Here is a 12,643-nt window from a genome sequence, read left to right as displayed (position 1 = left end):
GATGAGCGTGCGTAACGGCTGTATCCGTATCCTTGGCCTGAGCCTGCTCAGCCCCTTGGTGTTTGCCGCTGACGTGCCAGGCAGCCAGGACCTGCCCGCCGTTGCCCGCCAGGTCGATGCGCAAATCGTCGATTACCGTCCGGCCGAAGAAAAGGAGCGCATCTACCCCATGGGCGCGATCCGCAAGATCAGCGGTCAGTTGCGCTACGAGGGCCAGGCCACTGCCCGTGGCCAAGCCACGGCGATCACCTACGAATTGCCGGCTGAACACAGCGCCAGCGCTGCCTTCACGGCGACCCGCGAAGCGCTGCAGGCGCAGGGTGCGCAGCTGTTGTTCTGGTGCAAGGCCCGTGACTGCGGTGAAAGCAGCCTGTGGGCCAATGAGATTTTTGGCAACGCCAAGCTCGTGGGGGCCGACAGCCAGCAAGAATACCTGCTGCTGCGCCTGGCCGAGCCCCAGGCGAATTCGCTGGTCGCCCTGTATGCCATTACCCGAGGCAACCGTCGCGCCTATCTGCATGTAGAACAACTGGACGCCGGCGCGCCGCTGGGAGACTTGCTGCCCGCTTCGGCAACGCTGTTGCGCGAGCTTAAAAGCACCGGCGAACTGGATTTTCCCGCGTTGGGCACAGCGCCGGATGACACGTGGCTGACCCTGATTTCACGTGGCCTCAACCTCGACACCACCCTGCGCGTCAGCCTTACCGGCCCGAACGCCGAAGCGTGGCGCCAGGCCCTGGTCGACAAGGGCGTGCGCGCGGCGCGCATGGAAACCGGCACCGGCGACGCCAAAGGCTTGCACCTGCATCTGATACGCTAGGCGAGACCCGGCGAACGGCCTTGCGCCGTTCGCCTAAGCTGTCTTCCTACAGTCCTTTCTAGAGATCCCCCATGCTCAATAACGATCGCCTACTGGTGCAAATCCTGCTGCTGGTGCTGTTTGGTGCCAGCTTCTGGGTGATGGCGCCGTTCTGGTCGGCGCTGTTCTGGGGCGCGGTGCTGGCGTTTGCCAGTTGGCCGCTGATGGTGCTGCTCACGCGCTGGCTGGGCGGCCGCGAATCCCTGGCGGCCGGGATACTGACCCTGGGTTGGATGTTGCTGGTGGCGGTGCCGCTGGTGTGGCTGGGGTTCAACCTCGCGGACCATGTGCGCGACGCCGTGGCGCTGATCAAGGATGTCCAGGTCGATGGCCTTCCCGAGGCGCCGGCCTGGTTGGGCGCGATCCCCTTCGTGGGCGAGCGGCTGGTGGGCATGTGGGACAGCATCGACCAACAGGGCGCTGCGTTGATGGTCAGCGTCAAACCGTACCTGGGACAGGTGGGCAACTGGCTGCTGGCGCGCAGTGCGCAGATCGGCGGCGGCATCCTCGAACTGACCCTGAGCCTGGTATTCGTGTTTTTCTTCTACCGTGACGGCCCGCGCCTGGCGATGTTCGTGCACCGCCTGTTGGAGCGCTTGATCGGCGATCGTGCGGGTTACTACATCGAACTGGTGGCCGGTACCGTGCAGCGGGTGGTCAACGGCGTGATCGGGACCGCCGCGGCGCAAGCCCTGTTGGCGCTGATCGGCTTCCTGATCGCCGGTGTGCCGGGGGCGCTGGTGCTGGGCATCGTCACCTTCCTGCTCAGCCTGATTCCCATGGGCCCGCCGCTGGTGTGGATCCCGGCCACCGCCTGGCTGGCGTGGAAGGGCGATTACACCTATGCCGTATTCCTCGGGGTCTGGGGCACCTTCATCATCAGCGGGGTGGACAACGTGCTCAAGCCCTACCTGATCAGCCGTGGCGGCAACCTGCCGTTGGTGATCGTGTTGCTTGGGGTGTTCGGTGGCTTGATCGCCTTCGGTTTCATCGGCCTGTTCATCGGCCCTACGTTGCTGGCGGTGGCGTACAGCCTGCTGATGGATTGGAGCGCGACCCAGGCGCAGGGCCGTCGTGACAACCACTGAATACAGGGCGCGCTAGACCCTGGGCAGCCACATGACGGCCGTCAACCCGCCGCCTGGCGTCTCTTCCAGGTGCAGGCGACCGCCGAGGCGTTCCGCCGCTTCCCTGGAAATGGTCATGCCCAGGCCCACGCCGCCGGAGTTGCGGTTGCGTGAGCCTTCCAGCCGATAGAACGGCTCAAACACCGCCTCGCGCTGGTCGGCGGCAATCCCAGGGCCGTGGTCGATCACGCGGATCACCAGGGCTTCGCGGCTGTCGGTGAGCTCGATGCGCGCGCTGCCGGCATAGCGCAGGGCGTTGTCGATCAGGTTGTTCAGGCACGAGCGCAGCGCCATGGGTTGCACATGCAGCGGCGCGCAGACGCCGCCGAATTGCACGTCGCTACCCTGGTCCTGAGCGTTTTCGCTCATGGACTCCACCAGCGCCTGCACGTCCAGCCAATGCCGGGTTTCGCTGGTACGCTGTTCGTGCAGGTAGCTCAGGGTGGCGTCGAGCATGCCGATCATGTCGTCCAGGTCCTGGCGCATCTGGCCTTGCAGCCGTGGGTCTTCGATCTGCTCCAGGCGCAACTTCAGGCGCGACAGCGGCGTGCGCAGGTCATGAGAGACCGCGCCGAGCATGCGTGCGCGCTGGCTGACCTGTTCGCGAATTCGCCGCTGCATCAGGTTGAACGTCGACGCGGCCTGGCGCGCCTCCCGTGGGCCGGACTCGTCGAGGGGCGGGCTGTCCAGGTCCAGGCTCAGGCGCTCGGCGGCGTCACTCAGGCGCTGGATCGGTCGGCTCAACAGTTTGGCGCCATACCAGGCCGCGATGATCAGCGAGATGAACTGGAAGGTCAGCGGCACCACCGGACCACCAAACCAGGGCCGATGATGCATCACCTTGCTGCCGTCCGGCTGCTCGATAAACGTCTCCTGGGGCGGCGGCGGGGGCGGCCCGTAATGGCGGAACCAGGCGATGGCCAACACGTGGGCCAGGATAATCGCCACCAGCAACACGCCAAACAGTCGCCCGAACAGCGTGTTGAAGGGCGCGCGCATCAGCCGATGTCTCGGGCGTCGAACAGGTAGCCTTCGCCACGCACGGTCTTGATCAACTGCGGGGCCTTGGGATCGTCCCCCAGTTTCTGGCGCAGGCGCGACACCAGCAGGTCGATGCTGCGATCAAAGGCTTCGATGGACCGGCCGCGCGCAGCATCCAGCAGTTGTTCACGGCTCAATACCCGCCGCGGACGCTCGATGAATACCCACAACAGGCGGAATTCGGCGTTGGACAGCGGCACCACCAGGCCATCGTCGGCCACCAACTGGCGCAGCACGCTGTTGAGGCGCCAAGTGTCGAAGCGGATATTCGCCCGTTGTTCGCTACGGTCATCCCGCACGCGCCGCAGGATGGTCTGGATGCGCGCCACCAGTTCGCGCGGCTCGAAGGGCTTGGACATGTAGTCGTCGGCGCCCAGCTCCAGGCCGATGATGCGGTCGGTGGGCTCGCAACGGGCAGTCAGCATCAGGATCGGAATGTCCGACTCCGAACGCAGCCAGCGGCATAGCGTCAGGCCGTCTTCGCCCGGCAGCATCAGGTCGAGCACCACCACGTCGAAAGTGTCGGCCTGCATGGCCTGGCGCATGGCCGTGCCGTCGGTGACGCCGGTGGCAAGGATATTGAAACGGGCCAGGTAGTCGATCAGCAATTCGCGAATCGGTACATCGTCATCAACGATCAGCGCGCGGGTGTTCCAGCGCTTTTCATCGGCGATCACCGCGCCTTTTTGCTCGTCGTTCATATGCATAGTGCGATTATCTGCCTGGTTGTTGCGGTCAGCATAGGCGCCCAGCCCCATGGCTGGAAGTGCTGGTCGATGGGTCGTGCGGGCGAGCCTAGTCGTGGGGCGTGTTGGGGGCATGTCGTGAATGTATCAGCTTTGAAATAATGGCCGGAAATGCCGGGAGAAGGGCGGTTGGTCAGTATTTACCGATCATCGGATCCCGCAACGGCGCTGCTTGCGCTACAATCCGCGCCGATTTCGACTTGCCTGAGAGCCCATTCCAATGTCCGTCTGCCAGACTCCTATCATCGTCGCCCTGGATTACCCCACCCGTGACGCCGCACTGAAGCTGGCTGACCAGTTGGACCCCAAGCTTTGCCGGGTCAAGGTCGGCAAGGAACTGTTCACCAGCTGCGCCGCTGAGATCGTCGGCACCCTGCGTGACAAAGGCTTCGAAGTATTCCTCGACCTGAAATTCCACGACATCCCCAACACCACCGCGATGGCCGTCAAGGCTGCGGCTGAAATGGGCGTGTGGATGGTCAATGTGCACTGCTCCGGCGGCTTGCGCATGATGACCGCGTGCCGTGAAGTGCTGGAACAGCGCAGTGGCCCGAAACCTTTGTTGATCGGCGTGACCGTGCTGACCAGCATGGAGCGTGAAGACCTGGCCGGTATCGGCCTGGACATCGAGCCTCAGGAGCAAGTGCTGCGCCTCGCGGCCCTGGCGCAAAAAGCCGGCCTCGATGGCCTGGTGTGCTCGGCGCTGGAAGCCCAGGCGCTGAAGACGGCCCACCCGTCGCTGCAACTGGTAACCCCGGGGATCCGCCCGGCGGGCAGCGCCCAGGACGACCAGCGCCGCATCCTGACCCCGCGCCAGGCACTGGACGCCGGGTCCGATTACCTGGTGATCGGCCGTCCTATCAGCCAGGCCGCCGACCCGGCGAAGGCGTTGGCGGAGGTAGTGGCCGAAATCGCCTGATAGCCAGAGCGAACCTAGGTCCAACGGAGGGAGGGGGCTGCCCCCTCTCATATTCAGCTGACTTTGAGCACCAGCTTGCCAAAGTTCTCGCCGTTGAACAGCTTCATCAGCGTCTCCGGGAACGTCTCCAGCCCCTCTACGATATCCTCTTTGCTCTTGAGCTTGCCCTGGGCCATCCAGCCGGCCATTTCCTGGCCAGCGGCGGCAAAGTTCGCCGCGTGGTCCATCACCACGAAACCTTCCATGCGTGCACGATTGACCAGCAGCGACAGGTAGTTGGCCGGGCCTTTCACGGCTTCCTTGTTGTTGTACTGGCTGATGGCGCCGCAAATCACCACGCGCGCCTTCAGCGCCAGGCGGCTGAGCACGGCGTCGAGAATCTCGCCGCCGACGTTATCGAAATACACGTCCACGCCCTTGGGGCATTCGCGCTTGAGGGCGGCGGGCACGTCTTCGCTTTTGTAGTCGATGGCCGCATCAAAGCCCAGTTCATCCACCAGGAACTTGCACTTGTCGGCGCCGCCGGCAATGCCCACCACGCGACAGCCTTTGAGCTTGGCAATCTGCCCGGCAATACTGCCCACTGCGCCTGCGGCACCTGAGATCACCACGGTTTCGCCGGCCTTTGGCGCCCCGGTGTCCAGCAGGGCGAAGTAGGCCGTCATGCCGGTCATGCCCAGGGCTGACAGGTAACGTGGCAACGGCGCCAAGGCCGGATCGACCTTATAGAAGCCGCGCGGCTCGCCCAGGAAGTAATCCTGCACGCCCAAGGCGCCATTGACGTAGTCGCCGACCGCGAACTTCGGGTTGTTCGACGCAATCACTTTGCCTACACCCAGTGCGCGCATGACTTCGCCGATGCCCACCGGTGGAATGTAGGACTTGCCTTCGTTCATCCAGCCGCGCATGGCCGGGTCGAGGGACAGGTATTCATTGCGCACCAGCACCTGGCCGTCCTGCGGGGTGCCCACCGGCACCTCCTGATAGGTAAAGGTGTCCCGCGTGGCCGCGCCGACCGGGCGTTTGGCGAGCAGGAATTGGCGGTTGGTCTGGGCGGTCATGGCAGCCACTCTTCTGGAAATGAGCCTGAAGTGATAGCCCTTCGGCGCTTGCGAAGCAAGACCCGCCGTGGGGGCGAATGCAGCTTGATAGGCGCAACTGATAGTGCTGACGTGACGGTCGAGGGGTTGGCTAGACTCGACCCACGGCAACTTTTCCTACAGGACATCCTCCATGAGCATGACGTTTTCCGGCCAGGTCGCCCTGGTCACCGGCGGCGCCGCCGGTATTGGCCGCGCCACCGCGCTGGCATTCGCCGCCGAAGGCTTGAAAGTCGTGGTCGCCGACCTGGATGTGGCGGGCGGCGAGGGCACCGTGGCGTTGATCCACCAGGGCGGTGGCGAAGCGTTGTTCGTGCGCTGCAACGTCACGCTGGAAGCCGATGTGCAGCAGTTGATGGCCCAGACCCTCGGCGCCTATGGCCGCCTGGACTACGCCTTCAATAACGCCGGGATCGAGATCGAAAAGGGCAAGCTCGCTGACGGCAGCCTGGATGAGTTCGACGCCATCATGGGTGTCAACGTCAAGGGCGTGTGGCTGTGCATGAAGCATCAGTTGCCGCTGTTGCTGGCCCAGGGGGGCGGGGCGATCGTCAACACCGCGTCGGTAGCCGGGCTGGGGGCGGCGCCGAAGATGAGCATATACGCGGCGTCCAAACACGCGGTGATCGGCCTGACCAAGTCGGCGGCCATCGAATACGCGAAGAAGAAAATCCGCGTCAATGCGGTGTGCCCGGCCGTGATCGATACCGACATGTTCCGACGTGCCTATGAGGCCGACCCACGCAAGGCCGAATACGCCGCTGCCATGCACCCGGTGGGACGCATCGGCAAGGTCGAGGAGATCGCCAGCGCCGTGCTGTACCTGTGCAGTGACGGTGCCGCCTTCACCACGGGCCAGGCCCTGGCCGTGGATGGTGGCGCGACGGCGATCTAGGACCTTGCGCAACCCTTCGTTCGAAAAGGTTTGGAGGGGCTGTGGGGCGTTTCTACAGCTGGCGAAGTGCCTGTTCAAAATGTGTATCACAAGGTAAATAACCCAATAAAATCAATACTTTAATAGGTATTTGCAGGCTGTTTTGAGGGGCTTCTGTGCTTAACTGTTTTGGGTGGATTAACAGACAGTTGAAGTGAGTGGCTCATGGATTTAGGCATTGATCGACAAGCCCTTGTACCGGTGGTGCAACAAATTGTCAGCGCCGTGGCGCAGTGGATTGGCCAAAGCGGTGCCGGCCCCGGCACGCGACTGCCGTCCATCCGCCAGGTGGCGCTCGATAACCTGCTCAGCCAGTCCAGTGTCATCGAGGCATTCGAGCGCATGGTTGCCCAAGGCTTGCTGGCGTCGAAACCGGGTTCGGGGTTTGTGGTGGCCCAACCGGTGGCGTGCGAAGAGGGTCACTGGTATGAGGGTGCGGAGCGGCATTGGGGGACGTTTGTCGACGGTCCGCTGGGTGAGTTGAAGCTGGGTTGCGGCTGGCTGCCGGATGCCTGGCGTGAAAGCGATGACATCAGCTACGCGATCCGTGAAGTCACCCGCACCGACACGGCCGGCCTGTTCAACTACAGCACTGAGTTGGGGTTGCCGGCTTTGCGGGAGCAATTGCTCAAGCGCCTGGCGCAACACCACATCCACACCAGCGTCGACCGCATCCTCACCACCGCCGGCGCCAGCCATGCCCAGGACCTGTTGATTCGCAGCCTGCTCAGGGCAGGCGACAGCGTGGTGGTGGAAACTCCCGGGTACGGCAACCTTTACAGGCAACTGGCGTTTCACGGTGTCACCCTGCTGGAAGTGCCACGCGTCCAGGGCGGCCCGGACATTCGCGCATTGCAAGCGCTGCTGCGCGAGCATCGGCCCAAGTGCCTGTTCATCCACAGCCTGTATCACAACCCCACCGGCACCAGCCTGTGCCGCGAGGTGGCCGAGCAGTTACTGGCGTTGGCCCATCGTGAGAACTTCCTGATCATCGAGGAGGATGTCTACGGTGACCTGCACCACGCCAGTTGCACGCGGCTTGCGGCCTTGGCCCATGACGAGCGTGTGATCTACGTCGCGAGTTTTTCCAAGACCCTGAGCAGTGCCTTGCGGGTGGGGTATCTGTGTGCGAACGCGGGCGTGGTGGCACAGTTGGCTCAGCTCAAGACGCTGACGGGCTTCGGTACGTCGCGGTTTGCCGAGGCGGTAGTGGCGATGTTGCTGGCCAATGGTACCTATCGCAAGTGGGTACAGCGCCTGCGCAAGCGATTAGGCACGCACATGAAGGCCACCTTGCAGGTGCTGGAGGACGAAGAATGGGAGGTGTTCTCCGTGCCCGCCGGAGGCATGTTCCTGTGGGCGCGGCCGGGTGAGGGCAGTGCTGCGAAATTGCAGGCGTGCGCCCGGCAGTTGGGGGTGTTGTTGTCGCCAGGTGCGTTGTTCAACCCCGGCGGCGACCCCAGTGACTGGCTGCGCATCAATGTGGCCTGCGCCACCGACCCGCGGGCGCTCGCGTTGTTCCGTGCCATGGGGCCCGCCAGATCGACCTCGACCATTCTGAAAACGACGAGCATGTAGCTTTTTGCCATTATTCCGGCGCCAACGCCTTGTGTTCAAGGCCTTGGGGTTGCGAATCTTCCTGCACGTAAAACGGGCTTGATGGCATCTGCCATTGCAAGAGGGTTCAAGTGCAATGATTTCGGCCGTGCAACGACGTTTCGCCAACCTCGGGATGGCAAAAAAACTGGCCGTGGGCTTCACCCTTGTGCTGATGCTCACGGCCGTGGTCGCAGCCATTGGCGTGTGGTCCCTGAACACCATCGGCCAGCGCTTTGAAGGCCTCAAGGGCATGTCCTCCCTCAACAGTGGCCTGCTCAGGGTGCGCCTGATCGAGCAGGACTATGCGCTGCACGCCGACCCCAAGGCCGTCGAGGCCTTGCATGAACGTGTCGATGCGCTGGCCGCCGTGGCCGCCAGCCTCAAGGCTGAATCCGCTGCCAATGTACCGGTGATGAACGACGTCGAACTCGCGTTGGCGGCCTACCGCAAGGCATTTGATGAGTTCGTCGAGCTGACCCAGACCAAGGACCTGGCGTTAGAGATGGCCAGTTGGTCGGTGTCCAGCGTGGCGAACAATCTCGACGTTTTGCAGGCTGGCCTGGCGGACGATGGCGCCTATGGGCTCAAGGAAAGCCAGGGCAAGGAGGGCGCCGAATTCATCGCGCAGGCGGGGCAGGTCAGCCAGGTCTCGCGGTTGATGCTGGAGGCCATGAACGAAGCCCGTTTGCGTCTGGATCAAAGTCGCAAGGCGGATGCGGACGCCGCGGAGCAAGGCAAGATCGAACAGGCCGATCAGGCGCTGGCGCAAGTCGAACAGTTGAAAACGTCAGTCAAGGACCCCGGCTACCAGACGGTGCTCGGCGAGGTGTCCGGGCATATTGCGGCCTTCAGCGAGAAGCTGGGCGAGTACACCGGCCTGCTGGCCCAGGAAAAGCAGGTCTACCGACAATTGCACGATCGCGCTGGGGAGGTCGTCAGCCGGGTCGACCAGGCCTACGCCGCTGAAGACCAGTCAATGCAGGCGCAGTTGAAGGAAAATGCCTGGTTGATCATCGGTTCCTCGGCATTGGCCTTGCTGGTGGGGTTGATCGCGGCATGGGTGATTACACGCTTGATCGTCGTACCGCTGCGGCATGTGATCGGCGTGGCGCAGCAGATTGCCGCCGGGGATCTGAGCGGGCGAATGGACGTCACTCGCAGTGACGAGATCGGCCAGTTGATGCAGGCCATGCACCAGATGGGCAATGGCCTGAGCCATATGGTCAGCGGTCTGCAAGCCGGCATCGAACAATTGGCCAGTTCGGCGCACGCGTTGTCCAGCGTGACCGAGCAGACCAACGTGGAGGTCAGCAGCCAGAAGGAGGAAACCGACCAGGTCGCTACGGCGATGAACCAGATGACTGCCACCGTGCACGACGTGGCGCGCAATGCAGAGGAGGCCGCCCACGCCGCGCAGACGGCGGACGATAAGGTCGACAGTGGCCAGCAGGTGGTGCGCCAGAGCCTGCAGCGTATTGAATTGCTGGCGACCTCCAGCAGCCGTGCCAGCGCGAGCATCGATAGCCTGAGTGCGGAGATCCAGCATATCGGCACGGTGTTGAGTGTGATCAAAAGCGTGGCAGAACAGACCAACCTGCTGGCCCTCAACGCTGCCATCGAAGCGGCCCGCGCCGGTGAGCAGGGCCGCGGGTTTGCGGTGGTGGCCGATGAAGTGCGGGCGCTGGCCAAACGCACCCAGCAATCGACCGAGGAAATCGAGCGGCTGGTCGGCACCTTGCGCAATGCGGCGCAATCGTCGGTGCAGCAGATTCAGCAGAGTGGCGAGTTGGTGAAGCTGGCGGTCAGCGATGCGCTGGAAACCGAAAGCGCCCTTGGCAGCATCGCCACGGCGGTGTCGTTGATCCAACAGATGAACCAGCAGATTGCCGCTGCGGCCGAAGAGCAAAGTTCCGTGGCTGAAGAGATCAACCGCAGTGTCACCAGCATCCGCGCGAGTGCCGATCAATCGGCGCTGAGCATGCAGGGCAATGCCGCGTCGAGTATTCAACTAGCGCAACTGGGGGCGCAGCTCAAAGGCATGGTGGGGCACTTCCGCCTTTGATCGCTGCGGCTGCAACGATCAAAGGGCAGGGCGCTCACGCGTGGTTGGCGAGGAAGGTCAGCAAGGCCTCGTTGACGAAGTCCGGGTTTTCCCGAGCCGAGATATGCCCGGCATCCGGAATCAGGGTCAGGCTGCAGCCGATGAGGTCGGCCATTGCTTTGGCTTCGGCGGGCGGTCGTGGTTTGTCCTGTTCACCGCACATCACCAGGGTGGTGTCGCCGTCCAGATTCGGCAGTTGCGACAGCACATCCTCACGACTGAAGATCAGCCGGCCCAGCGGCACAACGCTATGCAGCAGGCGCTCGCGGGAAAAGTCCTGCAGTGACTGACGAAAATCCTGATACAGCGCAGTGTCGCGGTCGATGCCGGGGTGGAAGAAGATCGGTGCGATGACGTCCAGCAATTGATCGGAGATGGTGCCGGTGTCTTCGATCATCTTGAACAACGAAAAATAATACTCGCGCGTGGCCTCGGGCTCGGCACCCAGGAAAGTGTCCATCAGCACCAGGCTGTCCGTGCGCTGCGGAGCCAGCAACGCCAGGCGCGCGCCCCACATGCCACCGACTGACAGCCCCACCAGGTTGAAATGTTCGATGTCCAGTTGGTCCAGCAGGGCCAGGGTCTGGCGCGCCAGGTCATCCAGGGATCGGGTGTGTTCGGGCAATGGGCCCGAGGCACCATGGCCCCACAGTTCGGGCACGATCACCCGATACTGCTGAGACAGCGCTTCGATCTGCGGCGCCCACATGTCGTAGCCCCACAGGTAGCTGGAACCCAGCAGGACGACCGGGCCGGTGCCTTGGTCGATGTAGTGCAGCGGTTGTCCATCTATGACGGCGACAGGCATGTGAAGCCTCTGATTTCACGGGGTGAAGTCAAGGTTTTACGCGAGTCGGGCGCGGGGGGATAGGCTCAAAATGATGGCATGTCAGGGCGAGAAGGAGGGCCAGTCCTTGTGTGATGAGCGGGCGGAGCGACGATTCGACAAGCCCACACACCACAACAAGTCACCCTCTCAGAGGCGATCCAATCAGCAGCATCAGCCCGCTGATCTCAGTCGTAGATAACGCGTTTTTTCCACTCGGCGTCGGTATCGGCGACTTTCAGGCCTTCAGTCAGTTCGTTGACTTCATCTTCGGCCGGCTTGCTGTTGGTCAGCACGGTAGAGTTGGCGCGGGCCAGTTGCGACTCCAGCATCTGCAGTTGTGCACTGTAGACCACCGGCTCCGGCTGCTTGCGCAAGTACTGCACGCCACGCTCGAACGCCAGGCGCGCCTGGCCCGGCTGGCCCTGTTGCAAGGCGTGCTGGCCAAGGTTGTTGAAGAACTCGATGTGCAGCAACACCAGGATGTGGCGGATTTCCTTGATCCAGTGCTTGGCTTCGTTGGCCGGCAGGAATCCGTCCTGGGCCGCACGTGTGACCTGGCCGTGCAGGGCTTCGAGCAGGAAGCGCACGTCCTTGGCCTTGGCCTCGGTCTGGATCGGTGCCGGCGGGTTGTTCACCGGGATCGACTCGCCTTGAGCTACCAGCGCGTTCAGCTCGGCGATACGCGCCTTGATCGGCGCACTGGTTTTGATCAGGTTGAGCAAGCGCTGGTTGACGTTGAGTTCCAGGCGGGTCAGCAAGAGTTTAAGCGCCGGGGTCATCAGTTGGCCGGGGAACGTCTCGGTGATCTCACCGCAACGGCGCACGCGATCATTAAGCTCGATCTCGGTGCGCTTCTTTTCCAGCTTGTTGTTTTCCACCACGTGGTTCATGTAGCCAATGGCGATCAGTATTGCGATCCCGGCTATTACCAGCAGGGTGATCATGAGTGGTGTCACCGGTGTGACCTCTTTATTGGGATGTGCAGTGGAGTGTAGTGATTGGGTTATCGGCCGGATAGGACAGAACGACCAGTCGCCCAAGTAGATTCTTCTTTATAGATAAACGTTCCCTGCATAGATGCACAATGCCGTCATCTGCTGTTTCGAACTATAACGCCTTGCGCGGCGCCAGAATATAGGCGCCAAGGCCCGGACGCGCAGAATGCCCGCAAAGGCCTGATATGCCGAGCGAAGTCATTGATTTTAATAAATTTATCCTTGGGGGTTGACGACCTTCCAATCCATCCATAGAATGCGCGCCACTTAAAGCGTAAAGCACACAGCGAAACGCGATGAGTAGTGAATGTTGTACGTGTGTCCCCTTCGTCTAGTGGCCTAGGACACCGCCCTTTCACGGCGGTAACAGGGGTTCGAGTCCCCTAGGGGACG

The 12,643-nt window shown here is 62.6% G+C and carries 11 protein-coding genes, 1 tRNA gene and 1 pseudogene; 8 read left to right on the top strand and 5 right to left on the bottom strand.

Annotation, left to right across the window (positions count from 1 at the left end; all coding sequences use genetic code 11):
* Position 1: 1 nt before the first annotated feature.
* Together CQ041_RS07770 and CQ041_RS07765 are read left to right on the top strand one after the other, a co-directional pair.
* Positions 2-820, top strand: a complete 819-nt coding sequence (locus CQ041_RS07770; RefSeq protein ID WP_105522240.1) for a DUF4892 domain-containing protein — start codon at positions 2-4, stop codon at positions 818-820.
* A gap of 71 nt (positions 821-891) precedes the next feature.
* Positions 892-1,947: an AI-2E family transporter gene (locus CQ041_RS07765; RefSeq protein ID WP_105522239.1), complete on the top strand. Its 1,056-nt coding sequence runs from the start codon at positions 892-894 to the stop codon at positions 1,945-1,947.
* Positions 1,948-1,959: 12 nt separating this feature from the next.
* Here the strand turns inward: CQ041_RS07765 and CQ041_RS07760 are convergent, their stop codons facing one another.
* Both CQ041_RS07760 and CQ041_RS07755 read right to left on the bottom strand, forming a co-directional pair.
* Positions 1,960-2,985, bottom strand: a complete 1,026-nt coding sequence (locus CQ041_RS07760) for a cell wall metabolism sensor histidine kinase WalK (protein WP_105522238.1) — start codon at positions 2,983-2,985, stop codon at positions 1,960-1,962.
* Entirely contained in the window at positions 2,985-3,728 is a 744-nt protein-coding gene (locus CQ041_RS07755) for a response regulator (protein ID WP_197043148.1), read from the bottom strand. The genes CQ041_RS07760 and CQ041_RS07755 overlap by 1 nt, the downstream gene beginning before the upstream one ends.
* A gap of 265 nt (positions 3,729-3,993) precedes the next feature.
* Between CQ041_RS07755 and pyrF the strand changes: the two genes are divergently transcribed.
* Positions 3,994-4,692, top strand: coding sequence for an orotidine-5'-phosphate decarboxylase (pyrF, locus tag CQ041_RS07750; RefSeq protein WP_105522236.1), 699 nt, complete (start codon positions 3,994-3,996; stop codon positions 4,690-4,692).
* 53 nt (positions 4,693-4,745) lie between these two features.
* Here pyrF and CQ041_RS07745 read toward each other — a convergent pair whose 3' ends face one another.
* Complete coding sequence (locus CQ041_RS07745) at positions 4,746-5,753, bottom strand: NADP-dependent oxidoreductase (protein ID WP_105522235.1); 1,008 nt, start codon at positions 5,751-5,753, stop codon at positions 4,746-4,748.
* A 172-nt stretch (positions 5,754-5,925) separates the two neighbouring features.
* Between CQ041_RS07745 and CQ041_RS07740 the strand changes: the two genes are divergently transcribed.
* The 4 genes and pseudogenes from CQ041_RS07740 to CQ041_RS26770 all read left to right on the top strand — a co-directional run bounded on the left by CQ041_RS07740 (position 5,926) and on the right by CQ041_RS26770 (position 10,387).
* A complete protein-coding gene (locus tag CQ041_RS07740) occupies positions 5,926-6,687 on the top strand; it encodes an SDR family oxidoreductase (protein ID WP_105522234.1) in 762 nt (253 codons plus the stop codon).
* Between the two features lie 204 nt (positions 6,688-6,891).
* Positions 6,892-8,304 carry a PLP-dependent aminotransferase family protein gene (locus CQ041_RS07735; RefSeq protein WP_105522233.1) on the top strand — a complete coding sequence of 471 codons (1,413 nt, stop codon included), beginning with the start codon at positions 6,892-6,894 and terminating at the stop codon, positions 8,302-8,304.
* A gap of 115 nt (positions 8,305-8,419) precedes the next feature.
* A pseudogene (locus tag CQ041_RS26775) lies at positions 8,420-9,526 on the top strand (HAMP domain-containing protein); the annotation flags it as partial.
* Positions 9,506-10,387: a methyl-accepting chemotaxis protein gene (locus CQ041_RS26770; RefSeq protein ID WP_371923007.1), complete on the top strand. Its 882-nt coding sequence runs from the start codon at positions 9,506-9,508 to the stop codon at positions 10,385-10,387. The pseudogene CQ041_RS26775 and the gene CQ041_RS26770, both read left to right, overlap by 21 nt.
* 34 nt (positions 10,388-10,421) lie before the next feature.
* Here the strand turns inward: CQ041_RS26770 and CQ041_RS07725 are convergent, their stop codons facing one another.
* Positions 10,422-11,234: an alpha/beta fold hydrolase gene (locus tag CQ041_RS07725; protein WP_105522231.1), complete on the bottom strand. Its 813-nt coding sequence runs from the start codon at positions 11,232-11,234 to the stop codon at positions 10,422-10,424.
* A gap of 206 nt (positions 11,235-11,440) precedes the next feature.
* Positions 11,441-12,211 (bottom strand): hypothetical protein, encoded by a 771-nt coding sequence (locus CQ041_RS07720; RefSeq protein WP_105522230.1) that lies wholly within the window; start codon positions 12,209-12,211, stop codon positions 11,441-11,443.
* Between the two features lie 359 nt (positions 12,212-12,570).
* On the opposite strand from CQ041_RS07720, the gene CQ041_RS07715 reads away from it, so the two are divergent.
* Positions 12,571-12,643: transfer RNA gene (locus CQ041_RS07715), tRNA-Glu, on the top strand.

The organism is Pseudomonas sp. MYb60, from assembly GCF_002979555.1.
Classification (GTDB): domain Bacteria; phylum Pseudomonadota; class Gammaproteobacteria; order Pseudomonadales; family Pseudomonadaceae; genus Aquipseudomonas.
Note: the sequence above shows the minus strand (reverse complement) of the source record. Positions and strands in the feature narration are given on the sequence as shown.